At 60.4% G+C, this 24,618-nt stretch carries 32 protein-coding genes and 2 pseudogenes; 12 read left to right on the top strand and 22 right to left on the bottom strand.

Annotation, left to right across the window (positions count from 1 at the left end):
- Positions 1–162 precede the first annotated feature (162 nt).
- The 3 genes from PH551_RS29370 to traG are packed head-to-tail and all read left to right on the top strand — an operon-like array spanning position 163 to position 2,589.
- Positions 163–450 (top strand): TraC family protein, encoded by a 288-nt coding sequence (locus tag PH551_RS29370; RefSeq protein WP_004676102.1) that lies wholly within the window; start codon positions 163–165, stop codon positions 448–450.
- On the top strand, positions 440–679 hold the full coding sequence (locus PH551_RS29365) for a conjugal transfer protein TraD (protein WP_004676101.1): 240 nt from the start codon (positions 440–442) through the stop codon (positions 677–679). The genes PH551_RS29370 and PH551_RS29365 overlap by 11 nt, the downstream gene beginning before the upstream one ends.
- Positions 670–2,589: a Ti-type conjugative transfer system protein TraG gene (gene traG, locus PH551_RS29360; RefSeq protein WP_004676100.1), complete on the top strand. Its 1,920-nt coding sequence runs from the start codon at positions 670–672 to the stop codon at positions 2,587–2,589. Before PH551_RS29365 ends, traG begins: the two co-directional genes overlap by 10 nt.
- Positions 2,590–2,600: 11 nt before the next feature.
- On the opposite strand, the gene PH551_RS29355 is transcribed toward traG, so the two are convergent.
- Positions 2,601–2,867: a type II toxin-antitoxin system prevent-host-death family antitoxin gene (locus PH551_RS29355; protein WP_004676099.1), complete on the bottom strand. Its 267-nt coding sequence runs from the start codon at positions 2,865–2,867 to the stop codon at positions 2,601–2,603.
- A gap of 154 nt (positions 2,868–3,021) precedes the next feature.
- Entirely contained in the window at positions 3,022–3,504 is a 483-nt protein-coding gene (locus tag PH551_RS29350; RefSeq protein ID WP_004676098.1) for a hypothetical protein, read from the bottom strand.
- Between the two features lie 502 nt (positions 3,505–4,006).
- Between PH551_RS29350 and PH551_RS29345 the strand changes: the two genes are divergently transcribed.
- On the top strand, positions 4,007–4,312 hold the full coding sequence (locus tag PH551_RS29345; protein WP_004676097.1) for a WGR domain-containing protein: 306 nt from the start codon (positions 4,007–4,009) through the stop codon (positions 4,310–4,312).
- Between the two features lie 80 nt (positions 4,313–4,392).
- Here PH551_RS29345 and PH551_RS29340 read toward each other — a convergent pair whose 3' ends face one another.
- Both PH551_RS29340 and PH551_RS29335 read right to left on the bottom strand, forming a co-directional pair.
- Entirely contained in the window at positions 4,393–4,560 is a 168-nt protein-coding gene (locus tag PH551_RS29340) for a hypothetical protein (RefSeq protein ID WP_004676096.1), read from the bottom strand.
- 345 nt (positions 4,561–4,905) lie between these two features.
- Positions 4,906–5,229 (bottom strand): DUF736 domain-containing protein, encoded by a 324-nt coding sequence (locus PH551_RS29335; protein WP_004676095.1) that lies wholly within the window; start codon positions 5,227–5,229, stop codon positions 4,906–4,908.
- Between the two features lie 37 nt (positions 5,230–5,266).
- On the opposite strand from PH551_RS29335, the gene PH551_RS29330 reads away from it, so the two are divergent.
- Positions 5,267–5,707, top strand: coding sequence for a hypothetical protein (locus tag PH551_RS29330; RefSeq protein ID WP_004676094.1), 441 nt, complete (start codon positions 5,267–5,269; stop codon positions 5,705–5,707).
- A 127-nt stretch (positions 5,708–5,834) separates the two neighbouring features.
- Here PH551_RS29330 and PH551_RS29325 read toward each other — a convergent pair whose 3' ends face one another.
- The 3 genes and pseudogenes from PH551_RS29325 to PH551_RS29315 all read right to left on the bottom strand — a co-directional run bounded on the left by PH551_RS29325 (position 5,835) and on the right by PH551_RS29315 (position 7,521).
- Complete coding sequence (locus tag PH551_RS29325) at positions 5,835–6,233, bottom strand: type II toxin-antitoxin system VapC family toxin (protein ID WP_008536014.1); 399 nt, start codon at positions 6,231–6,233, stop codon at positions 5,835–5,837.
- Positions 6,230–6,496: a type II toxin-antitoxin system Phd/YefM family antitoxin gene (locus PH551_RS29320; RefSeq protein ID WP_004676093.1), complete on the bottom strand. Its 267-nt coding sequence runs from the start codon at positions 6,494–6,496 to the stop codon at positions 6,230–6,232. The genes PH551_RS29325 and PH551_RS29320 overlap by 4 nt, the downstream gene beginning before the upstream one ends.
- Positions 6,497–6,580: 84 nt before the next feature.
- A pseudogene (locus tag PH551_RS29315) lies at positions 6,581–7,521 on the bottom strand (DUF2493 domain-containing protein).
- A 488-nt stretch (positions 7,522–8,009) separates the two neighbouring features.
- Here PH551_RS29315 and PH551_RS29310 point away from each other — a divergent pair.
- The 4 genes from PH551_RS29310 (at position 8,010) to PH551_RS29295 (ending at position 10,849) form a co-directional block, all read left to right on the top strand.
- Entirely contained in the window at positions 8,010–8,147 is a 138-nt protein-coding gene (locus PH551_RS29310; RefSeq protein ID WP_018247159.1) for a hypothetical protein, read from the top strand.
- Positions 8,148–8,416: 269 nt separating this feature from the next.
- Positions 8,417–9,607 (top strand): DUF1173 domain-containing protein, encoded by a 1,191-nt coding sequence (locus tag PH551_RS29305; protein ID WP_026188839.1) that lies wholly within the window; start codon positions 8,417–8,419, stop codon positions 9,605–9,607.
- 437 nt (positions 9,608–10,044) lie between these two features.
- Positions 10,045–10,566, top strand: coding sequence for a MerR family transcriptional regulator (locus PH551_RS29300; protein WP_018247157.1), 522 nt, complete (start codon positions 10,045–10,047; stop codon positions 10,564–10,566).
- Positions 10,556–10,849, top strand: a complete 294-nt coding sequence (locus tag PH551_RS29295) for a hypothetical protein (protein WP_004673430.1) — start codon at positions 10,556–10,558, stop codon at positions 10,847–10,849. The genes PH551_RS29300 and PH551_RS29295 overlap by 11 nt, the downstream gene beginning before the upstream one ends.
- A gap of 326 nt (positions 10,850–11,175) precedes the next feature.
- On the opposite strand, the gene virB11 is transcribed toward PH551_RS29295, so the two are convergent.
- From virB11 to PH551_RS29230, 13 genes are read right to left on the bottom strand one after another with little or no spacing between them, the layout of a single operon-like run.
- Complete coding sequence (gene virB11, locus PH551_RS29290) at positions 11,176–12,204, bottom strand: P-type DNA transfer ATPase VirB11 (RefSeq protein ID WP_004673428.1); 1,029 nt, start codon at positions 12,202–12,204, stop codon at positions 11,176–11,178.
- Between the two features lie 8 nt (positions 12,205–12,212).
- Positions 12,213–13,385, bottom strand: coding sequence for a type IV secretion system protein VirB10 (virB10, locus tag PH551_RS29285; protein ID WP_004673426.1), 1,173 nt, complete (start codon positions 13,383–13,385; stop codon positions 12,213–12,215).
- Between the two features lie 8 nt (positions 13,386–13,393).
- Entirely contained in the window at positions 13,394–14,251 is an 858-nt protein-coding gene (gene virB9 / locus PH551_RS29280) for a P-type conjugative transfer protein VirB9 (RefSeq protein WP_004673424.1), read from the bottom strand.
- Complete coding sequence (locus tag PH551_RS29275; protein ID WP_004673422.1) at positions 14,248–14,919, bottom strand: VirB8 family type IV secretion system protein; 672 nt, start codon at positions 14,917–14,919, stop codon at positions 14,248–14,250. The genes virB9 and PH551_RS29275 overlap by 4 nt, the downstream gene beginning before the upstream one ends.
- Position 14,920: 1 nt before the next feature.
- Positions 14,921–15,202, bottom strand: coding sequence for a hypothetical protein (locus tag PH551_RS29270; RefSeq protein WP_004673420.1), 282 nt, complete (start codon positions 15,200–15,202; stop codon positions 14,921–14,923).
- Between the two features lie 39 nt (positions 15,203–15,241).
- On the bottom strand, positions 15,242–16,174 hold the full coding sequence (locus PH551_RS29265; RefSeq protein WP_004673418.1) for a TrbL/VirB6 family protein: 933 nt from the start codon (positions 16,172–16,174) through the stop codon (positions 15,242–15,244).
- Positions 16,175–16,176: 2 nt separating this feature from the next.
- Positions 16,177–16,410, bottom strand: a complete 234-nt coding sequence (locus tag PH551_RS29260) for an EexN family lipoprotein (protein ID WP_004673415.1) — start codon at positions 16,408–16,410, stop codon at positions 16,177–16,179.
- Positions 16,407–17,108, bottom strand: coding sequence for a P-type DNA transfer protein VirB5 (gene virB5, locus PH551_RS29255; RefSeq protein WP_004673414.1), 702 nt, complete (start codon positions 17,106–17,108; stop codon positions 16,407–16,409). Before virB5 ends, PH551_RS29260 begins: the two co-directional genes overlap by 4 nt.
- Positions 17,105–19,471, bottom strand: coding sequence for a VirB4 family type IV secretion/conjugal transfer ATPase (locus tag PH551_RS29250; RefSeq protein ID WP_004673411.1), 2,367 nt, complete (start codon positions 19,469–19,471; stop codon positions 17,105–17,107). The genes virB5 and PH551_RS29250 overlap by 4 nt, the downstream gene beginning before the upstream one ends.
- On the bottom strand, positions 19,464–19,802 hold the full coding sequence (locus tag PH551_RS29245) for a VirB3 family type IV secretion system protein (protein ID WP_018247156.1): 339 nt from the start codon (positions 19,800–19,802) through the stop codon (positions 19,464–19,466). Before PH551_RS29245 ends, PH551_RS29250 begins: the two co-directional genes overlap by 8 nt.
- A gap of 5 nt (positions 19,803–19,807) precedes the next feature.
- Positions 19,808–20,107 carry a TrbC/VirB2 family protein gene (locus PH551_RS29240; protein ID WP_004673407.1) on the bottom strand — a complete coding sequence of 100 codons (300 nt, stop codon included), beginning with the start codon at positions 20,105–20,107 and terminating at the stop codon, positions 19,808–19,810.
- 14 nt (positions 20,108–20,121) lie between these two features.
- Positions 20,122–20,763, bottom strand: coding sequence for a lysozyme family protein (locus PH551_RS29235; protein ID WP_004673406.1), 642 nt, complete (start codon positions 20,761–20,763; stop codon positions 20,122–20,124).
- A gap of 3 nt (positions 20,764–20,766) precedes the next feature.
- On the bottom strand, positions 20,767–21,303 hold the full coding sequence (locus tag PH551_RS29230) for a hypothetical protein (RefSeq protein WP_018446357.1): 537 nt from the start codon (positions 21,301–21,303) through the stop codon (positions 20,767–20,769).
- Positions 21,304–21,401: 98 nt separating this feature from the next.
- Between PH551_RS29230 and PH551_RS29225 the strand changes: the two genes are divergently transcribed.
- On the top strand, positions 21,402–21,773 hold the full coding sequence (locus tag PH551_RS29225; RefSeq protein WP_004673403.1) for a hypothetical protein: 372 nt from the start codon (positions 21,402–21,404) through the stop codon (positions 21,771–21,773).
- 768 nt (positions 21,774–22,541) lie between these two features.
- A complete protein-coding gene (locus PH551_RS29220) occupies positions 22,542–22,724 on the top strand; it encodes a hypothetical protein (protein ID WP_016737443.1) in 183 nt (60 codons plus the stop codon).
- A 110-nt stretch (positions 22,725–22,834) separates the two neighbouring features.
- Here the strand turns inward: PH551_RS29220 and PH551_RS29215 are convergent, their stop codons facing one another.
- Positions 22,835–23,755, bottom strand: a complete 921-nt coding sequence (locus tag PH551_RS29215) for an ArdC family protein (RefSeq protein WP_004673402.1) — start codon at positions 23,753–23,755, stop codon at positions 22,835–22,837.
- A gap of 294 nt (positions 23,756–24,049) precedes the next feature.
- On the opposite strand from PH551_RS29215, the pseudogene groEL reads away from it, so the two are divergent.
- Positions 24,050–24,272 (top strand): annotated as a pseudogene (gene groEL, locus PH551_RS29210) (chaperonin GroEL); the annotation flags it as partial.
- Positions 24,273–24,345: 73 nt separating this feature from the next.
- Here groEL and PH551_RS29205 read toward each other — a convergent pair.
- On the bottom strand, positions 24,346–24,618 hold a 273-nt coding region (locus tag PH551_RS29205), incomplete at its 5' end, for a transposase domain-containing protein (protein ID WP_285196078.1).

Below are 24,618 nucleotides of genomic sequence, written 5' to 3'. Positions count from 1 at the left end.
GACTGGCCCAAGCACGTCGCGACAGCGACGTATATTGCGCCCTCAAACAGATCGGACCGAAGGGCCGATGCCGCTTTTCTGGTTGCACGGTAGCGCATTTTACTGTTTTATTCTAGTTAGTATAATCGCACCTTCGACATCAAAGCAGAAAAGGAACCAGGAATGGCGACAAAATCATCGATTTCCGATCTCGACGCCCAGATCGAAAAGCTGCGCGAACGCAAACGATTGTTGATAGTTAAATCGGCCGAGCGGTTTGCCCGCGCCGCGACCAGAACCGGGCTGGCGGAGATGGAGATCGCCGACGAGGAGGTCGATCGGATCATCGAGGAAATCGCCGCGCGATTTCGGAAGGGGGAAAGGAAAGGCGCCGCTGGCCCCACTCCTCAAACGCGTCGACCAGCAGATAGCGGCGCTGGAGCGCAGGGGCAGGTTCCAAATGACGGCTGAGCGCAAGCGCGACACGCGCGAAAAGATCCTGCTCGGCGGGATCGTCGTCAAAGCCGGGCTATCGAAGGCGGATCGGGCGTTCCTGCTCGGCGGCCTCATAGAAATGGCAAGGCTCGTCCCAGGCTCCATCGAGCATCGGCGGCTGCGCGATATCGGCGAAGAGGCTTTCAAGGCCCCCTCGCTGAGGAACGGTTCATCGCATCTCGAGGAGAAAGTAAGATGGGCCTAAGAGGGAAACCGCATCCGAGCCTGTTACTCGTTTTGGTACCGATCGCCGTCACCACGATCACAATCTACATTGTTGGCTGGCGATGGCCGGGACTCGCCGCCGGCATGTCCGGGAAGATAGAACACTGGTTCCTGCGGGCAGCACCTGTACCGCCTCTACTGTTCGGACCTCTTGCCGGACTTCTGACCGTGTGGGTCTTGCCGCTGCATCGGCGAAGGCCGGTCGCCATGGCAAGTCTTTTGTGTTTTCTCAGCGTTGCCGCCTTCTATGCGCTGCGCGAATTCGGCCGGCTTGCACCTACTGTGCAGGCCCGGGTCGTTCCGTGGGATCGAGCGCTGTCCTATCTTGATATGGCCGCAGTCATTGCTGCCGTCGCCGGCTTCATGGCAGTGGCGGTGTCCGCCCGCATCTCCGTCGTCGTGCCAGATGAAATCAAGCGTGCCCGGCGTGGAATATTTGGAGATGCCGATTGGCTGCCGATGGCGGCAGCAGGAAAGCTGTTCCCGCCGGATGGGGAAATCGTGGTCGGCGAGCGTTATCGGGTCGACAAGGAAATCATCCATGCGCTTCCCTTCGATGTAAACGATCGCAGCACATGGGGACAGGGCGGGAAGGCGCCATTGCTCACCTACAGACAGGACTTCGATTCCACCCATATGCTGTTTTTCGCGGGATCGGGCGGATACAAAACGACCAGCAACGTCGTGCCGACGGCGCTCAGATATACCGGACCCATGATCTGCCTCGATCCTTCCACTGAGGTCGCGCCCATGGTCGTCGAGCACCGCACCAATGCGCTCGGGCGCGAGGTCATGGTGCTCGATCCGACGAACCCGATCATGGGCTTCAACGTGCTCGACGGGATCGAAGCATCCAAGCAAAAGGAAGAGGACATCGTCGGCATTGCCCATATGCTGCTGTCGGAAAGCCTTCGCTTCGAAAGCTCGACGGGATCCTACTTCCAGAACCAGGCGCACAACCTCCTGACCGGTCTGCTCGCCCATGTGATGCTCTCGCCCGAATATGAGGGCCGGCGAAGCTTGCGCAGTCTCCGCCAGATCGTTTCCGAACCGGAGCCCTCGGTGCTCGCTATGCTGCGCGACATTCAGGAGCATTCCGGTTCGGCCTTCATCCGCGAAACGCTCGGCGTCTTCACCAACATGACCGAGCAGACGTTTTCGGGCGTCTATTCCACAGCATCGAAGGATACCCAGTGGCTGTCGCTCGACAGCTATGCCGCGCTCGTCTGCGGCAATGCCTTCAAATCGAGTGATATCGTTTCGGGCAAGAAGGACGTCTTCCTCAACATCTCCGCATCGATCTTGCGCTCCTATCCGGGCATCGCTCGTGTGATCATCGGCTCGCTCATCAACGCCATGGTGCAGGCCGACGGCGCCTTCCAGCGCCGGGCGCTGTTCATGCTCGATGAGGTCGATCTGCTCGGCTACATGAGGGTGCTCGAGGAGGCGCGCGACCGCGGCCGCAAGTACGGCATCTCGATGATGTTGATGTACCAGTCGGTCGGGCAGTTGGAGCGGCATTTCGGGAAGGATGGCGCGACGTCATGGATCGATGGCTGCGCTTTCGCCTCTTACGCAGCGATCAAGGCGCTCGACACGGCGCGCAACCTCTCTGCGCAATGTGGCGAGATGACGGTGGAGGTGAAGGGCAGTTCCCGCAACATCGGCTGGGACACGAAGAACAATGCATCCAGGAGATCCGAGAACGTCAACTTCCAGCGCCGGCCGCTGATCATGCCGCACGAGATCACCCAGTCGATGAGGAAGGACGAGCAGATCATCATCGTCCAGGGGCATAGTCCGATCCGCTGCGGCCGGGCGATCTACTTCCGGCGAAAGGAGATGGATCAGGCAGCGAAGGTCAATCGTTTCGTCAAACCGGTGCTATGATCGTGGTTTTATCAGCGGCCCACCTCGTCCTCGCCGGCATAGGCGTCGACGGCGTTTTCGAGTTCGGCAAAAAGCTCATCGGGCATCGTTTCGATAGTGCCGACGGTGCGTCGGTCTGCCTGCCTGATCAGTTGCTGATAATCTTCGATATTGAGGAGAACCAGCCGGGGTTTGTTCCGCTGGGTGATCGTCACCGGATGACGCAGCGCCTCGGCGATGATGTCGCCGGATTTACGTGAGAGGTCACTGGTTGAATACGTCCCGCTTGGCTTCGGCATTGGGCTTCCTTGCTATCGCTGGAATTTAGAGCATTTACAACATTACTGCGATTGTTGTGAAACTTCGCAGCCGTCCTTCCTCGGCTCACTTGAGGGCCATCGGCAACTGAGAGGCAACCTCGTCTGTCGCCTCTCAGTATGTGAGATGGTGCTGCTACCACCATGACCAAACGACGCGCCCCGCATAGACCGGGATGCGAGTTGCCAACGTGATATCCTTGATGATCGGCGCCAGCGAGCCGAGTTCGTCCGCAATCAGCGCAACGAGCTCAGGATAGTTGATATCGACGCCAGTGTCGTCGGCAGCCCAAGCGCTCATCCAATCGCCGCCGTTGACGCGGAATTCATGCGTGTCGTAATCAATTTCGAGTTCGTCCAGCAGATTGATAGTGAAGCGCCCGAAAATCTCGATCTCGCCCTCCAGCTGATATTCGGCGAATTCATCCTCCCCGATGAGAACACTTCGTTCCAATTCCATGATGACGCTGATCCGATCGATTGCCGCGTCGAGCCCCTCAACCAGGCGATCGTGAAGCTCTCGCGAAAAATCGCTGTCGCAGCCGAAGCGGTTTGCCAGGACGACGAGCCGGAAGCCGGCAAACTTGGTGTAGAGTATAAGGTTCTGATCGGTTGTCATAATGTGATCTCCTTCGTTGATGACGGAGATCGGCCACTCTCTTGCAAAGAGGGGTCAAGGACCGCGGAACGCGGCTCGCAAGCGGGGGAACCGATTTTTCCAGAGCGCAGTGAAACGCAGCAGCGGAAAAATTGGGGGAGACGCGCCGTCCTTGACGCCGGATTTGCTGGAGTAAAATTGGACGTCAAAGAGAGAAGAGACCCGCGGACCCGAAGGGGACGCGACCGTTTCCGGCGTGAGCCGGCAGGAGGTGTCGAGGATAGAACCGCCGCCCTGCGGCTGGGCAATTCGCTCACGTCATTCCGCGAGAGGGGGCGTGACCGGAGGCGGAGACGGTGTTCGGGCTCCGTGAGCGGAGCGAATAGCACCCGGCCGCCGATTGGCCGGCTCGCCCAAATCCATGATCTTCGGCTTCAACGATCATCACAAAAATGAATCGGTGTGGGCCGACCGATTCATAAGTGTCGTTAGACGCAAAAGCTGGAAGAGGCGACTCTCCGTCATGCTCACTCAACCCTATCAGCTCTACATCGAACGCAGGGACGCGACGAAAAACATGGCGCGCTTCTACGCGCTCGCAATCGAACCGACGTTGTTCGGCACACCATGCCTGACGCGGCGATGGGGACGCATCGGAACGATCGGACAAGCCATGGTGCATCACTTCGACAGAGAGGAGGATGCAGTCCGTATGTTCCTCGAACTTCTCCGATCAAAACGGGCGCGCGGCTATAGGCCGAACACAAATGTCGGACGGGAACCCATGGTCCGGGCTGTCCGCGGAAGTCTTCCTGGTCCTTGCCGGTAATTATCGGCGTGAAGCGCAGCTTCGGGTCGACGCGCCGGTCGATCCGGCGTACCGGCCCAGGCGAGGAGGCAAACGCCGCCTCAGAAGGGTGGCGCGGCGTCGATGGCGCCCTCCTGCTCGGCGATCGCTACCCTCAGTTCGGCCCGAGCGATCTCCAGCTCCGCTTCGATCTGGCGGCGCTCAGCCGGATCGGCGTTCCTGAGCTCGGCCCGCAGTTCCTCAACCTGAATTTCGAGTGCAATCGTCATCGTCGTCGTCTCCTGAAATGTGAAAGATGACGCCCGGGGTCGTGAGGATCGGGCCGGGTCAAGGATCGCGTCAGCGACCGGCGGAGCCGGCGAGCGGAGGAACCGATTTTCTGACGGTGCCCTTCAGGGCGCCGGCTGAAAATTGGAGGGGCCGCGAAGTCCTTGAGGCGGCACGAGCCTCACGGCAGACTTCAAGTATCTGAGCAGACAGGGTCCTTGGTCTCGTGTGGCACGACAGGAGGATTGAAGGCGGGCTCGATGCCCGCTTTCAATCCCGCTATTGCGCGCAAAACCTGAGATACGGCGAAGCCGGCCCCGATTGCTCGAGGCCGCTCGCTTTGTTCTTCAGTTCGGGCTGTTCCAGAGGATCACCTTCTTGCTAGGATCGCCGCCGGGTGCCGGTGCGAGATTGCCGAAGATCACACCGATCTCGGGAGCCTCAAGCTTCACTGAGAGGTATTCCTCGCCGGTCTGCCGCGCGATGCGGTTCCAGGCGGCGCCGATCTCGAAGCCCGTCTTGCGGTGAATGACGCGGTAGTCGGGCGCTTCTTCGCTTGCCTTGCTGGCATTTGGGACGATGGCGATCGGGGCGTTGACCCGGATCGTGGCGAAGACGCCTTCGAGGATGCCGTCGGTCTTCTGCGTGAGCGTTGCGATCGTGGTGGCCATGGTTGTTGTCTCCTTCGGTTGCTCGGGACCATTCCCGATGGCGCACGAAGAGACGGCCGACCTGCTGCGGTCAGCTCGCCTGAAAATTTTGCAAAATTCTATTTTCCACCAGGATAAACGAACCGAAATCGAATTTGCAAAAATTTCGGGCGAGTCTTACCCCTTCAGGGGTTGGCCGCCAAAGCAGGCGGTCGTCTATACGAGCGATATAAAACGGGAATGGTTCGGGGCAATCGAAGGAGACAACAAACCATGGCCTCCCGGTCCAAGCACTGGGGGATATTGGCCGCACACTCCACGGACGCTTCGCCCGCATGTCGATCAACATAATACCCTCGCCCGCTCCCGGCTGCGGCAGGCTGTGAGCACCTCGATAACATTTCTGCTGATCGGCGAGGTCGCCGCGGCACCGCATTGCCGTCTGCAGACCGTGCTCCAATCCCGGGTGAAGCTGTTCACGCGGGCGTCGAATGAGTGATCTTCCCCAAACGTGCCCGCTCCCAAGCACCTGAGCCGCCGATGGGTCGCCAGGTACATCGCCATTGGCAAACACGCAACCGGAACGATGTGAGCCGGCTTCATCCGCGGAGCCAAGCTCGGTGAGATCACAAGGCAACAGGATCGGAGCAAGTCACAAACGGAATGCCATAAAGCGCGACATTTTGATCGTCCGAAACCAAATACGCTCCCTCCGCCACGGCTTGCGCCATGAGCAGATGATCGAAAGGATCGCGGTGATGAAGTGGAAGAGCAGCGAGAGCGATAAGATGCGCGTCCGAGATATCCAGCCGGTCGAAACCTTGATCCGGCAAAATCGCAACAATCTCTTCGATATCGGCATCAAGTTTGCCGATGCGCAGCTTCACAGTGATTTCCCAAAGGGAGACAGCACTGACGAGGACATCATTCTCGGGATCGCCAATAAGGCGACGCGCATGGTTCCCTAGCTTCTCGTCGTCGTTCAGCCACCACAGCAAGGCATGTGTATCGAGCAGCAGCCTCACGTCCCGTCTTCCATGGACTTCAGAACATCCGCCGGCAGACCATCGAAGTCATCGGCAACTTTGATCTTTCCGCGCAACGCGCCTGGTTTCCGCATGACGACGCCGGCTGACGGCGGGCCGATTTCGGCGACAACCTTGTGATGCGACGTCAGGACGAACCGCTGGCCGTCTTCGACCTGCTTGAGGAAAGACGTCAGGTTGCCGCGAAATTCCCGCACGCCGACACGGCGGGGAGATGGTATCTGCTGCCGAGATTGGGTCATGGCGAAGCTCCGTTTCAGCGGCAAATGTGTACACAATTTTTGCGAAATGCAAGCATCTCCTTCAGCCGTATGGACAGATGGCGCTTACGCGCCATCTCCCGCCGCTTGCCAAAACGGAGATGCCAAGTCGGCGGGTCTTGTCGGCAAGATTGCCGGTAATGCCGGAGCCGGGGAAGATGACGACGCCAGCCGGCATGACCGAGAGCATGTCGTCATTGCGGCGGAACGGTGCGGCCTTGGCGTGCTTCGTCCATTCGGCTTGAAGGCGATCTGTATCACCTTGCGCGCTTCTGCCCAGCAGGCAGCGATACGTTCGGCGCCCTTCGGCGAGCCGCCGTGCAGCAGCACCATGTCGGGATATTTGGCGAGGGCTTGATCGAGTTTCGCCCAGATTCGTTCGTGATCATTGTAGTCGATGCCGCCGCCGAAGGCGATCTTGGTGCCTGCCGGGATCAGCACTTCGGTCTCGGCGCGCCGGCGGGCGGATGGAAAGTCTCTGGAGTCGATCATCGCCGCGGTCATGTTGGCGTGGCTGACCTTGGAGCCCGTCCGCGGCCGCCATGCCGAGCCGCATTGGCTTCGAAGTGGTCGCCCGCATAGGCGCGCATGAACTCGAAGGCATTGCGGCGCTCAAGCAGCGTGATGCCTTCGGCAACGAGGCGCTCCAACTCGACACTCTTGACCTCCGAGCCGTCCTGCTCGCGCTGACCGTTGCGTTGGCTATCCTCATTACGCTGAAGCTCCCGCTGGATGCGCTCGCCGGCGCGGTGGAAGAGATTGACCGTCGACCACAGGAGGTCTTCGAGATCGGGCTCCAGGCGGGTATCGCCGAGCATTTCGAATAGAGCATCGAACATGGCGGTCAGCGCCGACTGGACGACCGGCTCCTCCGGCAGCGGACGCGGGTCCGGTTCATCCTGGAAGGGGCGATGGCCGTAGATCTGCATCTCGTAGATGAAACGGTCGGTTGGGGACGAGGCGGGGCGGGGCTCGAAGGCGTCGTCGATGGGAAGACATAGGTTCAGATGGTCTCCGTCGGATTTGGGCCGCGCCTCTCGCGGCCTGACGGCGATTGGGCGCGGTAGCTCAATCCCTCGATACGTAGGCGCTGGGGATCCTGCCGCTAGTGCTTGCCCCGGAGTTCGGCGACTTCAACGAGGATCTGCGCCGGCTCAGTCCGGAACGGCTCATCGCTAATCTCAGGGCGCAGCTCGTTCTGAAACGCTCTGGCCTTTCTGCCCGCATGATCGAGCCGGACGGGGAAGGTGAGGGCGTGAGGGCCTACAGGATGGCAGGTCTCTGCCGGTCGCCGCACGGGTAGGCGCCCGCCCGCGGGCCTGCCGAGAGGCGACCCTTACCATGCGGCGGGCGGGCCTTCAGCGGGTCGCTCAGGTTTCTTCCCCTGGCTTGGGCCGCGTGCGGCCCGCCATTCCTGGCACAGCAAGAAACCTCCCTTCCGCCGCCCGGCGCTTCGCCGCGGCGTCAGGCGCCGCGGTTCCGGCCCGTCTGCCGCGTGGACAGGGTGCCGGCCGGCCGCATCGGCGTCAGCTGCGATGTAGAGACGCCGGCAGCCATCGGGCAGTCGGAAGGCGGCAAGGTGATCGGCGGTTCAGTGCCGGCCGGCTCGAAGGGCTGGGTAGCACGCGATTAGAACTCACTTCATGCTGGCGCAGCCTCTACATTTTGACCGGCTGACTTCTAATCAACGCACCGTTGACTTCTAATTATCAAAAGAAGATACGTGCATTCCAGCCTCCAAAAATTAAAATTAACGATCATTCCTGCCTTGGCGTTGAAATCGGCCCCAGCGGCCGTAACATTTACATACTAACTATTTTGCGCTAGTAAAGTCCGCGAAGCTCATGCTACGCCTTCCTTTTACGGCTCGATCAGCCTTTGGCCAGGCAAGGGAGGAACGACGTGCGACAGTTTTTGATCGGCAACCAGGCGTTCGACGACAGTTCTCCAGAGTTTCTGCCGCAGCTCGAACGCGCTTACGAACAGAAGCTCAGGCCACTTTGCCCGTGTCGGCAACCGCCGGTGCCGATGTATATCGCCCGGATGGATGGCCAATTCCTGATCAAACGGATGCCGCTTTCAGGACGAGATCACGATCCCGGCTGCCCATCCTATGAACCGCCATATGAGCTGTCGGGTCTTGGTCCATTGATCGGCAATGCCATCCAGATCGACGCAGCGACGGGCGCGGCTGTGCTGAAACTCGATTTCTCGCTGTCGAAACGAGGGAACCGATCGGCTTCGGCCTCATCTTCGGAGCCGTCGGAAACGGTGCGAAACGATCCGAAAAAGCTGTCGCTCAAGGCCATGCTCCATTATCTCTGGGAGACAGGGGAACTGACTGAATGGACGGCGCTGTGGGCTGGGAGACGCGGCTGGGGTCGCGTCCGCAGCAGCCTGCTGAACGCAGCGCGACAGATGATTGTCCGCGGCGGTCCGCTTAGCGACATCCTGTTCGTGCCGGAAGTGTTTCATCAGGAGGACAAGGAAGGGATCTCCGCCAGGCGCGCAGCGATGTTGGCCGGAGCCCAGTTAACCGGTCCCGGTCCGCGGAAACTGATGATGACCGTCGGAGAGGTAAAGGAATTTTCCTCAGCGCGCGATGGCCAGAAGATGCTGGTGCGCCACCTGCCTTTCCCCTTCATGCTCGATGAGGGTGCGTGGAAACGGTTGAATGCCCGATATGAAACCGAACTGGAACTGTGGCGATCCAACGAGGGGTTTCATCTCATCGGCATCGCCACGTTCGGCATTTCGGGAGCGGGGATAGCTTCGGTCGAGGAAGTGGCGCTGATGGTGGTCAACGAGAACTGGATCCCGTTCGAAACCATCCATGAACAGCGTCTCCTGGAGCGGCTCTCAAGCCTGAAGCGAAGAAGCGTGAAAGGACTCCGGTTCGATCTTTCGCGCGACCAGCCGATTGCCTCCGTGACCTTACCGGAGGCAAAGCCAGCGCCGATCGCCATGTTCATCGTTCCGACGAAGGCCGACGAAGACTATGACGTTGCACTGAATGAGATGATCGCCGCGAGAGCCGAGATGACGCCGTGGATCTGGCGTGTGGCCGACGGCGAAATGCCGCGGCTGCCATGATCCACACCAGCCTCCTTGGTCAGCGACGTAGGCGCCCTAAAAGGAAGCCATCGCCCGGGCGATCTCGAATGCGTGAAGCTATATCCCGGTCAAATCGGCCCAGAGAACTCTCTGCCATTTCTGCATAGCTGCACTGCACAAAAAATGTTTTACCAAGCGGTCAAAATATGAGCATATTGCCTCAAGTTGATGCAGTCGATGGTTTTCCTCCCAGTGCCATCGTATCAGCTGTTCCCCTCTGGAGGTTATTGACCTTCACACCTTAAAGGGCCCTGGTTTTCCAGCGGCCCTATTTTTCTGCATAGTTGGTGAGGCGGCCCCTTTGCATTGCACGATCACATCGGAAGCGGAGCGCTTGCCGTTGGCGGTAACCCACGCTTCAAGTTGGCGGGTCGAGCTCGTTCGCCGCGCGCTCCTATGGCACCCGGAAATCGGAGATGGAAAGCGGAGGATATTTCAGGTATTGCAGTTATGAGCGACTTGCCCTATATACATGGTCAGAGGTGTTCGCCATGACCAGCCATGTTCTTCAATTTACCGAATTGTCGGATCGCGACCGCAAGGCCGTCGCGCCGATCCCAAAGCTGGCGGAGGGCGACCACCTGGAACTGCGGATTCGCCGCGAAGGTGGACAGCTTCAAACCCTTTCTCTTCCAGCCTCGGCTTTCGCACCTGTCGAAGCACTCCTCGATCATCTGTTGCGCGGCAAGCGTGTTGCCGTGCTCACGGAAGATCAGGAATTGAGCCCGACCGACGCCTCCACCATCCTCGGCATCTCACGTCCTCTCGTGGTGCTGCGCATGGATCGCGGCGATCTGCCCTTCCGCTATGTCGGCAAGCACCGCCGAGCCAAGTTGAAGGATGTTCTTGCGCTCAAGGCCAAGCTCGATGCTCGCCAGAAAAGCCTCGACGCGCTGGCCGAGGACACAGAGGATCTGATCGTCAATCATGGCCTCTAAGCCGCCCGTCGCGGTCTACGATGCCTGCGTCCTCTACCCTTTCCATTTACGCAATGTCTTGGTCCAGTGTGCTTTCGACGGTCTCGTCGACGCACGCTGGACCGACGACATCCACGCCGAGTGGATTCGCAATCTGGCCATCGGCTCACCCGAGATACCCTTCTCCCGTCTGGAAGCGACCCGTGATCGGATCAAGGAAGTTTTGCCCGATGCCGATGTCGGTAACCACCAAATCCTCATCCCCAACCTCTCGCTACCGGTCCCGATGATCGTCATGTTTTAGCTGCAGCCATCGCCGGAAAAGCTTCCGTGATTGTCACGTGGAATCTCAAGGATTTCCCTGTCACGGAGCTTCGGCCTCATGGGGTGACCTGCGTATCGCCGGACAATTTCCTCGTGGGCCTCCATCCACCTTTTAGAGCGCATTGATCGACAGCATCAGGCGCGCCCGGTTGAATTTACGCAAGACGGTGCCGGCGGTTCACGAATTCATTGATGCACTGGACCATCAGGGGCTCCGCGCGTTTTCAGTGGTCCTGCGTGAGAAGGCCGCACAATTGGACTGACGGTCGAAACCGACAGAATTGTTAGAGGCCCGGACGCAACCCGTTAAGCTCGATCCGACGAAGAGCGGCCGAGGTCAGTCGCGGCGTCTCGATAGTAGATCTCGCTCACCCGAAACCGGCCGTCGATCCGCTTGCATTGGACGATGATGTCGATCGCGATCGTCAGCATCTCGCGGATGTCGTGCCGTTCGAGGTCCCCACCACCCTCCGACTCCTTGACCAGCAAAGTCAGCTGCTCAAAGGCGAGGCGGGCGGAGTCGGCATGGACCGTGGTGATGGAGCCAGGATGGCCGGAGTTGACATTGCGGATGTAGTAGAATGCCGTCCCGTCACGCAGCTCCTGCAGCAGGATACGGTCGGGCCGCATGCGCAGGCAGGATTCGAGCAGGTCCTTCGCGCCGACCTTGGCGAGACCCTGCCCGCCCTTGGAGTAAAAGAGCCGAACATGGTTGGGCTGCGGGACCACCAGTTCCGGTGTGTCCTCGATGGAAATGATCCGCTCATTTTGCGGGATGTGGCGGATCAGCGCTTTCGACAGCGTCGTCTTTCCCGACCCCGTGGCGCCGGAGATGATGATGTTCTTCCTTGCGAACACCGCCTCCCGCAGAAACGCCTTGTAGGCGCCGATCCGATAGTATTCCAACAGCCTTTGGTCCAATCGTCTCCCGTCGCTTTCGACAGGCGCGACATCGGCGAACAATCCTCCATGATCGAGATCCTCGAGGGTCAGCGACACAGAGGACGGCTTGCGGATGGTGATGCTGACGGTTCCCTTCGTCGTTGCCGGCGGGATGACGATCTGGATCCGCTCATCGTCCGGCAGGGTCGCCGACAGGATCGGCCGCGTCTCGTCGATCGACTGATTGGAGAAGCTCGCGACCGTGCGGGCGAGACGCATCAACCTGTCGAATGAGAGTTCGGGCATCTCATAGGTCTGCCATCCCTCCCTCCCCTCCGTGACGACCTGTCCCGGCCGGTTGACGATGACCTCGTAGAGGGTCTTGTCACGCAGAAAGCGTGATAGCGGCGAAAGCAGTTCGCGCACGACGCCGGAGTCGGCAGCTTCAGTCATTGCCGAACCTATTTCGTCACGAGCTTCGAGGAGGGGCTGAAATCCCCAAGCGCAGCACGGTCGTAGATGCGGTTGCGGGGCTCGGTCACACGAAGCCGGTAGACGGTGGAGAAATCGAGGTCGCGTGCGACGAAGATCGAAACCAGCTCGCCCTGATGTTTCATGAGCGTCGGCGGAATGTTGATCGATTGCTCGACGGCGATCGCCGCCGCCTGCTGACCGGCGCTGGTGGTGTTTTGCGCGTCGACATCGCTGTCCTGCAGCCGGCTGCTGGCATAAGAGCTGGCGTCGCCGACGATCGACAGGAGCATCGCGCTGCCAAAACGCTCCCACCAATGGGTGTCCACATAACCATCGATGCCGGCCCGGCCAAGCGCGTCGGTTGCGGGCGAAGCCAAAGTGATGATCACGCCTTTCGGCGTCTTCGCCCGGTTCCAGAGAACGAACAGGCGCTTTTGTCCACGCCGAATACCGCCGCGATATTCACCGACAATCTGCGTGCCTTTTTCCATCAGCACAACGCGGCCGTTATCTGAAAGAACGTCCCGGTTGATGACGCAGCTCGTGAACCCTGGCTGATCGGAGGAGAGCGCGGTCTCGAGAACGCAAGGAATGGATGTCCCCATTGCGACGATGAAATCACGATTGCCCAACGTGCCGGCACGCGATCCCTGCAATTGCGTCGGTGTCAGCAAGCGGTCGAAGCGCTGGTCATCGTTTTCGCCCTGCGAGGCGAAGCCGCCGGGATTGGCGCCGAGCGGCACGTAATTCGAGGCCTGATCCGACGCCTCGCCCTGATCCTGCCGCCGCGTTGCCGGCGATTTCTCGCCGCCATAGGCGATGACCGGCGCACGGCGGGCAGCATCGAGCAGCTTGTCGCCGTCGGTCGGCGCCTGCTCGGCGGCGACAGGCGTCGGGAGCTGGACCTGCGGCGGTGTCGCCACCGGCTGTGGCTCCTTCGCCGGTTCGAAATCCGATGTCTGCCGGATGACAACGCGCTCCGGCTGGGCACCGTCTGACGGCTTGTCCTGCCCTCGCATCGACCAGAGAGCGAACGCGACAAAGACGACGATCGCCAAGGCGACAGCGCCGCGTTTGAGGATCGGGTTATTGTCGAGCCGGCCGCCGGCCGACGTCTCGGCGCGCTCGCCCGGAATCTGGGTAATCTCTTCCTCGGCCATAACGCCTCCTATTGCGCCGCGCCGGGCGGCACTTTGACGACGCGCTCGACCGATGGTGACGTCGTGTTAGTCTCGGGATTGGTGCCGACGCGATCGTAGGCTTCGTTGAAGACGCAAAGCACGTCGCCGCCACGGCGCAGTATGAACTTGCGGCTGATCGCGTGAACGAGGACGAGATTGCCGTCGACTGACTTCGGAACCAGGCTTTCGCTGCCGTCGGAGTTTTCCATATAGATCGCCGGCATTTCCTGGTTGCCGGCAAAGGCGAAGGTCGTGACCTTGCCGTTGTCATAGACCGCTTGCGGTTCGAGCGCCTGGGACCCTTGCGCCGAATAACGCCAGTTGCGCGGTCCATAGGCTTCGTGAAGGGCAAGCACGCGATCGGCCTCGCCGGCTTGTGCCGCCTGCGCGCGCGCAGATGCTTCCAGCCGGCGCCGCTCCGCTTCATCAGCGGGATAGCGATATTTCACATAGAAATAGGTGTTCTGACCGGCTTCAACACTGCCGTCACGGACGGTGAGTTCCATCTGATAGCTGCGGGTCGAGCCGTCCCGTCGTGTCGTCACGACCGAGATATTCGTCACCGGCTGATTTTCGCGAGGCTTCAGGAACAGGATGTTGCCGGCCGGCGCCACCTCCCAGGCGACGCTGTTGCCGAGGGCGACATGAGCGATTTCCTCGTCGGCGGCGAATTCGATCTGCACGGAAGACCGGAGCGTGCCGACGACTTTTGTGATGTTATAGGGCTGGTAGTCGACGAAACGGATGCGGCTGTCCTGCGTGGCGCCGCGTGGCGTCTCGAGGGCGAGCGCCGCCGAAGAGAAACCGGTAACCAGAATGAGCGGGAGAAGGAAACGCGGTTTCAATTGATCGCCTCCGGATCGGCGCGATATTCGCTGACGACGAAGCCGATCGGGTTGATCAGCCGGTCGGTCGAGGACATCGGGGCATTGGCATAGGAAAAGGTCAGGGTCGCAACCCAGTGCGTCGTGCGCACCTCGTCACCGCGGGTCACCGTCCTCATATAGCGGACGGATGCCACATTGGCGTTGATCAGCGAGATGGAGACAATGTTGATCCGCGACGTGGCACTGCGGCCATAAATGTTCTGCGGGGAGTCTGGATTGCTGCCGCGGTAGACTGCGGCAAATCGAGTCTGCTCCGGCTGCGCCGATAGCAACGCCGCGGTGCGAAAATTCTCCTCGCCCTCGCTCCAGACGTAACCTTCGCGGGCACGGACATATTTGGCCGCGAAATATTTGGTGACGGCCTCGTCGTAGGTGCCGGCGGTCGATGTCAGCGCCGAAACCACATCGACGATGCCGGTGGAATTATCGACCCGCACGACGAAGGGCTCGACGGTTTTCAAAGGCGTGAGGCCGGCAACGGCAAAGACGGAAACGGCAGCAAGCGTACCGGCGCAAGCAGCGATGAACCAAGCGATGCGGGCGGAGCGCTCGACCTGGATCACCCGGTCCTGATCGAATCGGCGGGCCTTGTCGAAGTAACTTTTGAGGTTATCCGTGGTCACCATGTCACTCGCCCTCGCATGGACGGTAGGAGCTCGCGACATCGAAATGCGCGAAAGCGGCCGGTGTGGCTGAAGATGGTTCCGGCACATAGGCGGCGGCGTGACTGGTCGGCTCAGCGGGAACGGCCCGGGTCGCCGGCTGCTCGCCTCCACTGTCCTGCCATTGCCACATGGCGCGGTTCAGCGGCCGGCGGGAATAACCATCACATTTCGGTAGCGGGTGGGAAATCGAACCGCAGCCTACGAGACCGGCGGTCAGCAAAAACGACAAAACGATACGAAGCATCGAAAAAACCTGTTCAATTGTCTGAAGCGTTGGTGACCGTCATTCGGTCCGGCCTGGCGTCAGGCGGCGGCCGACGGAACGCGCGCCGCGGCCGACCGCTCTGACTGTGTGGGATGTCGCCCAGGCGAGCGTGCTTTCGTGCGCATCGCGGGCGGCGCCGTAGCCGTAGGTGAGCGACGCCCCGCCCGCCGCAAGAGCCGAAGCAATGCCGGGCAGTTGGTAGAAGACGTAGAGTGCGGCGACGCAAATGGCGCAGAGCGCGATCGGCCGCATCAGCACGTCGCTATAACCTTCGATCGCCGTAAACGTCGTATCGATGCAGGTGATCAGCAGCGAGCCGATGGCAACGACCAGGACCTGAAGGATGACGAAATTGACGAGCTGGCCGATCCAGGATTCGGTGAACCGGCGGGTCGACTGGAACATGGCGAGCGCGATGAAGATCGGACCTATTGCCAGCACGATGGCAAGCGTCAGCCGGGCATAGAGCGAAACTATATAACCGATCGCCGCGACAAGAAAGCTTCCGCCGATAACCAGTAGGCCGCCCACGCCGGTGACGATATCGATAGGCCAGGAGCCCCGCGACCATATCTCTTTGGCGCATTTCTGGCCCTTATCGAGCAGGCTGTCGAAGGTCGACGCGCTCGGCGCCGTGCCCGAATTCAGCGCCTGCGAGATTTCGCGCGGCAGCGCATCGAAGAAGATATTGGTGACGTAGGTCTGATAGTCGCCGGCGTTCCTCACCAGCATGACGATGATGGCGAGCTTCATCGCCCGGAAGGCGAATTCGAGGATCGGTTCCTGCACGGAGCCGCGCAGGACGAGATAGCCGTAGAGCACGACATAGAGGGTGAGTGCCGCCGTCAGCGGGCCGCTGACCCAGTTGGCGATATTCGAGGTGCCGGAGGAAATGAAGTTTTCCAGCGGTGTCTTGAACTGTCCGTCGACGAAGCTGAAGACCTGATACATCGTCAGCCTCCCAACGATTTGCCCATCCGCTCCAGCCGCAGCTTGCCGTCGGCTGCCTCGGCGTTGCGGCAATTGGGCGTATCGCGGAGTTCTCCGGGATTGTTACGGCATTCGCCGATAATCCTAGCGAGCAGACCATCGTCCGCCATGAGCTCATCGACGGTGTAAATCTTATCCGCCTGTGGGGAGCAGGCCGCCAGTAAAAGCATGGCCGCGCTAGAAAGAAGCCACTTCATTTCAGCGCCGCTCCCATCGTGTCCATTCGCTTGCGCCAGTCCTCAGCCTTGCGTTGGTCATCGACCTGCACCTGAGCCTGCTGGACCATCTGCAGGCCCTGCATGCGCAGGACGTCGGCTTGCAAGAAGGCGGTCTCGGCCTGGAGGCGGGCCTGCAGATCGGCGATGTCCTTGGCGTCGGCAGCACCGGAGATTTTCTGGCGAAGCTCATCGATGCCGCCGATGCGCTTGGTCGCCGCATCGTAGATCTGCCGGCCGAGGCTCATCTGCCCGGCGTTCTGGTTCTGGATGCGCGACAGTTCCTGCGCATAGAAATCGTCGGCATCGGTGCGGTAGGTGGAATTGTCTTGAACGAATTTGGAAGCGGAACTACCGAAGACGCCGCTGCCGGAACCTTTGAACAGCCCCTCGATCGCGTTGAAGTCCTGCGGAAGCGCCTTGCGGATCGACGGATCGTTCAGCAGGTTGGCGACGTCGGCCATGTTGGTGATCTTGTTCAGCGAGCCGTAGAGCTGCTGGGCTTGTTGGAGCTGCTGGTTCAAGGCGTCGAGCTGGGACTTCAGCTGCGCGATGCTCTCGATTTGCTTGGCGATCGATGTCTGATCGATGACGGGGATGCCCTGCGCCGATGCTAGCATCGCCGACGCCAAAAGAGCGGCCGATACAAACAATGGCCGCATCGTTCCTGTTCGGATCATGCTGTCTTCCTCCTCTGATGAAACACGGCAAGCCAGTCCTCCCGTCCCTCGCCGATCTCCAAACGGATAGCATCGGCAAGCTCGACATTGGCGGTCCGGCCGGAGAGGATGGCAAGTTCGTCGTCGAAGCCGTTGAGGTTCAGCTCGGCGACAACGCTGTTGTGCCCCTGCTTGACGATGAACCGGCGGCTCTCGACGGAGAGTTCGCGCGAGACGAGCTCGAATTCGCGCTCCGTCAGCTTGAAGCCGTCGACATAGTCGGCGCGGTCGCCGCGCGGGTTCGGAAGAAAGATCTGTGTCGGGCACTGCTCGATGATCGTGTGGGCGATCGGCGAGACGATGGCATCGCGCGGGCTCTGGGTCGCAAACAGCATGAGACCGTTCTGCTTGCGGATCGTCTTGAGTTTGTTCTGGGCGAGATCACGAAAGCCTTCGTCCTGCAGCGCCTTCCAGAACTCGTCGATGACAATGATGATGCGACGCCCGTCGATCAGCTGCTCGATCCGATAGAACAGGTAGGCCATCAACGGCGTGCGGATCTCCTCATTGTCGAGGAAATCGGTCATGTCGTAGCCGATGAACCTGGCGCCGATGCCGATATCGTCAGCCTCGTTGTCGAATACCCAGCCGAGCGGGCCGCCCTTTTCCCATCGTCGGAGACGTGCGGCAATGCCCTCGGGATCGGTGTTGTTGAGGAAGGTGCGCAGGGCGCCGATGGAGCGACGCTCCACCGGCAGGTCCGCCACCCCGTCGACCGCCGAGGTGATGTCGCGCAACTCGGTGATCGACAATTCGCCAGATCCGGATCGGACCAGCTTGGCGATCCAACCGGTGAGGAATACTTTGTTTTCCGCAGTGAATTCCAGTGCTTTCACCGGCGCGCAGCCGGTGGCGACACCATTCTTCAGCGGCAGATAGGTGCCGCCGGCCGCCCGCACGAAGAGATCGGCGCCACGGTCCTTGTCGAAGAAGACCATATGCGGGTCATGCTTTTCGAGCTGGGACAGCATGAAATTCAAGAGCACCGTCTTGCCGGCACCCGACGGACCGCAGACGAAACTGTTGCCGAGATCGCCGTGATGAAAGTTGAAATAGAAGGGCGAGCCGGACGCGGTCTTGAGCATGGCGACCGCCGGTCCCCACTCGTTGCCGTCCTTCTTGCCCGCCGGATAGGAATGATAGGGAGCAAGGGCTGCGAAGTTGCGCGACGTGATCGCTCCCGAGCGCGCCCGGTAGCGGAAATTGCCCGGCACTTGCGCCCACCAGGCAGCCTCGAGCCCAAGATCCTCGCGGGCGACGACCGCGCCGCCGCTGGTGAGATAGGCCCGCGCTTTCGCCATGTGATCAGTCAGTTCCTTGACCGAGGGCGCGAAGACGGCAAGCGCAAGATGATGTTCCCCGAGAACGAAGCGATTGGATTCGAGATCGTCCATCGCCTCGCCGAGTTCCTCGATCTGTGAGGCCGCCTTGTCGCCGGCGCTGACCATCTGGTTCTGCTTGCGGCCCATGATCGTGCGGGCATCGGCCTTTGAGGTGAAAGCGAAGGACTGCGTCAGGATAAGCTCGAAAGGTGCGGTCAAGATAGCGTCGAGCATGCCGCTGCGCGTCGTCGCCGGATATTCCTTGAAGCCGAACATGCCGGCATAGCGGCTGTCGGCCTCGTGACGGATCTCGACGGTCTCGCGCCCGAAAATGACCCGGTCGGAATAGATTGCCGAGGAAATTCGTCCCTCCGTCAATGGGATCGGCTCCCGCCGGCCGCCGACGATCTGGTGGAGCACTTCGCTCGGCTCGGAGAACAGGATCCCGTCCTGTTCGTGGAGGGTGAGCAGCCGCGGCTCGAAGCGCTTCAGGCCGGCGACGACATCCGCCACGCGGTCACGCAGATGCTTCAGGGCCTGCCCGTCGAGCTCGGTATCGGATCGGCGGGCCTTGCGCAGCCGGGAGAGAAGCTTGGCCGCCTTTTCGGCAGGATCCCGGCCGGGATGCCAGACAAGGGTGAGGTAAAGATCGTTGCGAAACAGATCTTCCCTCACCATGCGCTCGCGGTATCGCGCGTTCAGACCGTCGGAGAAGGGATTGGCGAAGCGTCCCTCGGGATAAGCATTGTCGCGGCGGCGCACCAGATGCGTCCAGAGCGCCAGCCGCTCGTCAGCGATATTGCGATAGAGCGTGTTCAGGCTGCGGTGCAGGTCGTTGAGGTCCCTGACGTCCGAAGTTTCGAAGGAAACGCCGTCGAGAGCGATCATCGTCATCAACGCTCGGGATTCGAGCGCAATGGTCGTCTCGTCGACATGCCTGACATAGGGGATGAAGGTTTCCGGCCCGAGCTCGCGCGACCGGAGCGTCGCAATGTTAGACAAAGCTGAGATCCCTTTCGTCATAACGTCGGGTGAGCGTCAGAGGCGAGAGCGTGGCGCCGCCCCAATAGGCGGCATTGCGGGAGCGGCCACGGGTTTCGATCCACGCAATCAGGATCCGAAACATGTTGTGGTCGTGCTTGACGAGCGCCCGGAACACGACGTGGAAGACGACGCCGATCAGCGCATAGGCGATCGACCCCGCTGTGATGTAGAGAATGGTCGTCAGCATGATGTTGACGCCCATCGCCTCCATCGTCACGCCTGCGATCGTCGCCGGGCGGGTGCAGGCGAGGAACAGGATGTCTTCTTCGAGGCTGGGAGCGTTTGCCATGCCCGTCAGCCTCCGACGATGGTGTTGACCAGCTCGGTGGCGCCAAAAATGCCGCCGATCCCGATAATCCAGAAGCCGGCCCGCCTCAAATCCATGTAGCCAAACATCCAGGCAATGCAGATGATGATGACGGCGATGACCGCCAGCAGACGGGCGATATTGCCGGTCAGCATGTCGACGATGTTCTGCAGCACGGTTTCGATGCCGGCGGCCTGGGCGAAGGCCGGCTCGACCAGGCAGATGACAATGGCGGCCGCCATCAGCGTGGATGCGGCAAAGGGGCGAAGGCTGGCTTTGGAGATCATTCACTTTGCTCCGATCAATCATTCTGGAAAACGAGAACCGTGGATCGCCGCCCTGAGCTGAAAACATCCCAGGATGCGGCCTCAGCGGTTTGGGAGGATTGTTTCGCAAGCGCCGGCGGCGCCTCATCTTGCGTCGGCACGCCAGACCCGGCCTGGTCACCTCGTTCGCCGATGGTGAGCGAGGCAAGCGTCGGCGATAACTGCTTTACTTCCTGGCGTACCTGCTCGTCATATTTGACCATGGCGCCGAGGGATCGATCATCGCGGCCATAATAGGACTGGAGCATCACCCTTTCGGCCTGAGCCGGATCCCCCGCGCGTAATGCGGCGCGGTAGTATCCGTCGAGAAGCGTAGCCGTGGCCTTGAGGTTCATGCAGGGATCGAAGGCGTCGGCGACGGATAGCTTCAATTTTTGAAGCGCCTCTATCGCGATACCGCCGAGCCCGATCTGAATATCCTGGTGATCGGCAATCAGAGACGTCGTGACCTCGATCGCCTCCGCCTTCGATGCGGGTTGAGCAGCGAGTGGTGGGCCGCTGTTGATGCGGATGGCGAAGGGCTGAAACCGGCTCTCAAGGCTGACAATGCCGGCCAGCGTCTCCACCTGAACCATCGGCGCGCAGGTTTGCGCGATTTCGACGAATGCAGCACCCATCGGTCAATACCAAACGCGCTGTTTACCGGCGCCGTCGATGGTGACATCGACATAGTGCGGCTGCGATCGCACATTCGGGCGCGTTGTCGGATAGCCGATGCACTGGCGGTGCCCGTCCACGCGCTGCCAATGTGGCGACAGGACCGAATTGTCGCGGGAAGTATAGTCGTTCCCATCCCAGCAGAGGCTGTTGCTCACCGGCTGCGGCGATGTCGATACGCAGGTTGCTTGCCGACCGCCGCGACCGCTATCAGTCGTGAGCTTGTACCCCGCATCGCAATAATAGGGTTCATAGCCAGGCCGCGAACTCTGAAAACCGACGCCGCTACAGGTCGGGAATGAGTGCCCCTCGGCAAGCTCCCGCCACAGCTTCTGGATCGGCGGCCGGCATTCTGCATATTGCGTCGGCCCGCCGGGATTGGAAAGGCATAGAATAACCTGGCATCCCCAATCCTCGGCCCGCGCTTTACTGCCGAAAATAAGATAGGGTGGCGCAACGAAGCAGACCGTAAGCAGTGAATTCAGGAGAAGGCTTTTCATGAACAGGATCCTTCGAGACGATGGCGCCCTATTGCGTTTCGGGAGACTCAATCTGCCTGCCCGCGTTTATACTGTCGTATATAACATAGTTAAATGACATGACAAGCGCGATTAAAACGCAATGGCACAACCTTGCCTTCTCGGGACTCATTCTCCATGAGATCCTCGACCATCCGCTGGAGGACGAGACCCCGCAGGCGAGGCTGAAGCAGATCGGCATGATGACGATCCTCTATACGATGACTCAGGCCCATCAGAAGCTAACCCTCTCTAATATAATTGAGATTACCGAGCTAACACGCAGCGGTGTGAAGGAGACGGTCGACCTTTTGGTAAAGCGGGGAATGCTGGTGGAGACGATGGGGAAGAACGCCATGGGCCGGGGGACGGCGCGGCAATTCGAGATCTCTCAGGACCTCCTGAGCAAGCTGAGCTCTTTCCGCGCCAGCCAGGAGGCGGGGTTAAACTGACTGATCTTCGGCTTTAATGGAGTGAGATGCGAATCATCCGCCAGCCCGATCGCATGGCTGCCGGTAGTCATCAGGGACGATCAGGCAACCCGTCCGCAGGCGGGTTGCAATCAAACAATGAAGAGTATCGGAGAAATCAGCATAGCGGCGCCGTGAGGCGGATTTCGGGAATTCTCGCCACGCTAAGGGCGGAACAAGGGCAGCCGCAGGAGCCTCAGCATAGCGGCCGTCAAGGGAGGCGGGACCGACTGCCCCCGCCCGTGCGTTCCCTATCTCCGTCGCCGCTCAGCATATGGAGCGCGTTGCGCACCGGCGAACTCGGCTGGAACATGACCTACCGGTGAGGGCGCCGATGGTTGGCTCTCCAGTGTCTATCCGGCATTACGCGCCAAGCGAAAACAGATTTCATGAACGGGTCCAACGCGTTTGGACGGAGAGATCGCTAATCCCAGGCAGGATCTGACGAAACAGGAAAGACGTTGTTTGCAGCTTTTATCCGACGGCGATAGTGACGGTGCTATCCATAGGAGACTGAAACTTATCCATTCAAACCGTCCGCCTCCATCTTTCCAATGCGCGCCAGCGGCTGCAGGCACCCGCTCGTGTTGAGGCCGCGGCCAAAGCTGTCAGCGCAAATTTATCAAAGCAATATTTTTTGCTAGTTCCAAATAGATCATCCGACGACCCGCTGTCATCAACGCTTCTCTCGATGCTACGCACGACGACTCGTTCGCGCGGGACATCGTTCTCGTTCGCCCTCGGCGGACGATGGCTTCCGCCATCGCGATGCTAAGGGAGGATCTGCCGGAGGAGGTTGCAAGCCTGCACAGTCGCGTGATTTTCAGCATCGACGGTCGAGGGGATGCGCTGGTTCTCACCACGGGCCGCATGACGACGCCGTCGGAATACTTCGCGCGTCACTTCAATATGCCGGTGAACACGCCCCACTAGCTGCGCGAGGTCAATGCCTGACGATTTTAGACGCCGGTTCGCGGGATAGGAGCTTGCGGCCGTCGGGTCGCGGCAGTGGGCGGCGTCCGGGTGGCTAAGAAGGAGACGGCTCACGCCGCCTCCTCCTCGTTGAGGTCCGGCTGCAAGTCATGCAGATAGTCGACCGCGCGCTGGGCATGAGCTGCCGCTGAAAAGATGGCACGCTTGTCGCTGCCGAGAACCTTGAGCCAGTCATCGAGATAGCTTGCATGGTCGGGGCGTGGTTCGAGCTCGGGGACGATACCAAGATCGGCGCAGAGAAAGCAGCTGCCGAGTTCGGCAATGAGCTCTTCGCGGGCGCGTTCGCTCCTGTCTTTCGCATAGCGGCTGAGATCCCGATCGAGCCTTCGCGGTGCAGCGGTCCAGTGCGTCATCTCGTGACTGAGAACGGCGACATAGGATGCATCGTCCCGGAAGGCGTCGAAGCACGGCATCTGGATGTAGTCACGGGCAGCAGCATAATAGGCCGCCGATCCTCCATGGCGGATCAGGGCGCCGGTATTGGCAAAGAAGCGGCCGGCAGCACCGATGCGGCTCATCCAATCCTGGTCAGGCGCGATGGAATGGGCAAGGCCATCAAGGCCGGTGATCTGGTCGGTGTTGAACACGGTGTAGGTTTTGAGGAAGGGGATGTCGCGTTCGATTTCGGCGCCTGTCTCCGTCGTCTCGGCGCGGATGAAAGAGCTGGCGAAGACGACGGTCGTGCCGGTTTCGCCCCTGCGGACGGCGCCGCCGAGCTCGATTGCCTGGCGAAACGTCATCCACCTTGGTGATGCAAAGCCGCGGGCGATGGCTTCAGACCAGAGGAGCAGAGCATTGATGCCGGTGTAGGGTTGGCCATTGTGGCGCAGTGGCCGGCTGACCTCGGCTGTCCAGCCTCCCGTCGTCCATGGCTTGGTCCATGGACGGACGCCCTGTTTGAGATCGGCGATGATCTTGGTGGTGATGCGGCTGTAGATATCGGATCGTTGATTGGATTGCTGCCTGTTCATCTCTGAACCTCCGTTCGAGGTCGCGGCCATCGCGACCTGCTACGGCGGTCCAAAAGCCAGGCTGCAAGTGCGGCCAGCACCCGCAGGGCCGCAACGAAGTGAAGGACGGCAAAGCCGTTGCGGGCAGCGCGAGCCTGGCAGGACCAAAAGCCGGGGCAGGACGGGATGCAGCAACACCACGGCGAGACAGGTTTGAAACCCAGGCAGAAATGAAAAATCCAGTCTATTACGCAAGGCGGGAGCGTCCGGGATGAATCGATGGACCCGAAGCGTGGCATCGACCTTGCGCGGCCGTTCCTCGTCGACGCAATGGAGAAGGTTAGCAACGAGAGTGCCATTTCGTCGAGGAAGCCAAGACCGCCGAGACCAAACTCGTAGTCTTCGCGCGCATGCATTCGACCCGTACCTCAGCCCCTACTTCGTCGCCAACCAGGACAAGATGCGGGTAGAGTTCGAGGATCCGTATATCCTCATCCACGAAAAGAAGCTATCGAACCTGCAGTCCTTGCTGCCGGTAAGTTGAGGTCTGATGGAGCATTCCAATCGGCCGACCGCCTTCAGCAAAGTAAGCCTCCGGTGAAGGCCGCAGGTCAGGCCGCTTGAGCGTTGACGGTCGGCGGCGTCCAATTCCACGGAAGCAACTGCTCCAGCCTGGTAATCGACGTATCAGCGATGCTGGCAAGAACGTCGGCCAGCCACACCTGCGGATCGATGTCGTTGAGTTTTGCCGTCATAATCAATGTGGCCATGAAGGCCGCACGATCTGCACCGCGGTCTGATCCGGCGAAGAGCCAGGATTTTCTGCCGAGCGCAAAGCCTCTGAGCGCTCGCTCTGCCGCATTATTCGTCAGGCAAATCCGGCC

It is taken from the genome of Rhizobium atlanticum, from assembly GCF_030182485.1.
Classification (GTDB): Bacteria; Pseudomonadota; Alphaproteobacteria; order Rhizobiales; family Rhizobiaceae; genus Rhizobium.
Note: the sequence above shows the minus strand (reverse complement) of the source record. Positions and strands in the feature narration are given on the sequence as shown.

Bases quoted from the DNA above. Each gene is read 5' to 3' on its own strand.
- PH551_RS29370 (WP_004676102.1), top strand. From the start codon at position 163: ATGGCGACAAAATCATCGATTTCCGATCTCGACGCCCAGATCGAAAAG.
- PH551_RS29365 (WP_004676101.1), top strand. From the start codon at position 440: ATGACGGCTGAGCGCAAGCGCGACACGCGCGAAAAGATCCTGCTCGGC.
- traG (WP_004676100.1), top strand. From the start codon at position 670: ATGGGCCTAAGAGGGAAACCGCATCCGAGCCTGTTACTCGTTTTGGTA.
- PH551_RS29355 (WP_004676099.1), bottom strand. From the start codon at position 2,867: ATGCCGAAGCCAAGCGGGACGTATTCAACCAGTGACCTCTCACGTAAA.
- PH551_RS29350 (WP_004676098.1), bottom strand. From the start codon at position 3,504: ATGACAACCGATCAGAACCTTATACTCTACACCAAGTTTGCCGGCTTC.
- PH551_RS29345 (WP_004676097.1), top strand. From the start codon at position 4,007: ATGCTCACTCAACCCTATCAGCTCTACATCGAACGCAGGGACGCGACG.
- PH551_RS29340 (WP_004676096.1), bottom strand. From the start codon at position 4,560: ATGACGATTGCACTCGAAATTCAGGTTGAGGAACTGCGGGCCGAGCTC.
- PH551_RS29335 (WP_004676095.1), bottom strand. From the start codon at position 5,229: ATGGCCACCACGATCGCAACGCTCACGCAGAAGACCGACGGCATCCTC.
- PH551_RS29330 (WP_004676094.1), top strand. From the start codon at position 5,267: ATGGCGCACGAAGAGACGGCCGACCTGCTGCGGTCAGCTCGCCTGAAA.
- PH551_RS29320 (WP_004676093.1), bottom strand. From the start codon at position 6,496: ATGACCCAATCTCGGCAGCAGATACCATCTCCCCGCCGTGTCGGCGTG.
- PH551_RS29300 (WP_018247157.1), top strand. From the start codon at position 10,045: ATGGAAAGCGGAGGATATTTCAGGTATTGCAGTTATGAGCGACTTGCC.
- PH551_RS29295 (WP_004673430.1), top strand. From the start codon at position 10,556: ATGGCCTCTAAGCCGCCCGTCGCGGTCTACGATGCCTGCGTCCTCTAC.
- virB11 (WP_004673428.1), bottom strand. From the start codon at position 12,204: ATGACTGAAGCTGCCGACTCCGGCGTCGTGCGCGAACTGCTTTCGCCG.
- virB10 (WP_004673426.1), bottom strand. From the start codon at position 13,385: ATGGCCGAGGAAGAGATTACCCAGATTCCGGGCGAGCGCGCCGAGACG.
- PH551_RS29275 (WP_004673422.1), bottom strand. From the start codon at position 14,919: ATGGTGACCACGGATAACCTCAAAAGTTACTTCGACAAGGCCCGCCGA.
- PH551_RS29270 (WP_004673420.1), bottom strand. From the start codon at position 15,202: ATGCTTCGTATCGTTTTGTCGTTTTTGCTGACCGCCGGTCTCGTAGGC.
- PH551_RS29265 (WP_004673418.1), bottom strand. From the start codon at position 16,174: ATGTATCAGGTCTTCAGCTTCGTCGACGGACAGTTCAAGACACCGCTG.
- PH551_RS29260 (WP_004673415.1), bottom strand. From the start codon at position 16,410: ATGAAGTGGCTTCTTTCTAGCGCGGCCATGCTTTTACTGGCGGCCTGC.
- virB5 (WP_004673414.1), bottom strand. From the start codon at position 17,108: ATGATCCGAACAGGAACGATGCGGCCATTGTTTGTATCGGCCGCTCTT.
- PH551_RS29245 (WP_018247156.1), bottom strand. From the start codon at position 19,802: ATGGCAAACGCTCCCAGCCTCGAAGAAGACATCCTGTTCCTCGCCTGC.
- PH551_RS29240 (WP_004673407.1), bottom strand. From the start codon at position 20,107: ATGATCTCCAAAGCCAGCCTTCGCCCCTTTGCCGCATCCACGCTGATG.
- PH551_RS29235 (WP_004673406.1), bottom strand. From the start codon at position 20,763: ATGGGTGCTGCATTCGTCGAAATCGCGCAAACCTGCGCGCCGATGGTT.
- PH551_RS29230 (WP_018446357.1), bottom strand. From the start codon at position 21,303: ATGAAAAGCCTTCTCCTGAATTCACTGCTTACGGTCTGCTTCGTTGCG.
- PH551_RS29225 (WP_004673403.1), top strand. From the start codon at position 21,402: ATGACAAGCGCGATTAAAACGCAATGGCACAACCTTGCCTTCTCGGGA.
- PH551_RS29220 (WP_016737443.1), top strand. From the start codon at position 22,542: ATGGCTTCCGCCATCGCGATGCTAAGGGAGGATCTGCCGGAGGAGGTT.
- PH551_RS29215 (WP_004673402.1), bottom strand. From the start codon at position 23,755: ATGAACAGGCAGCAATCCAATCAACGATCCGATATCTACAGCCGCATC.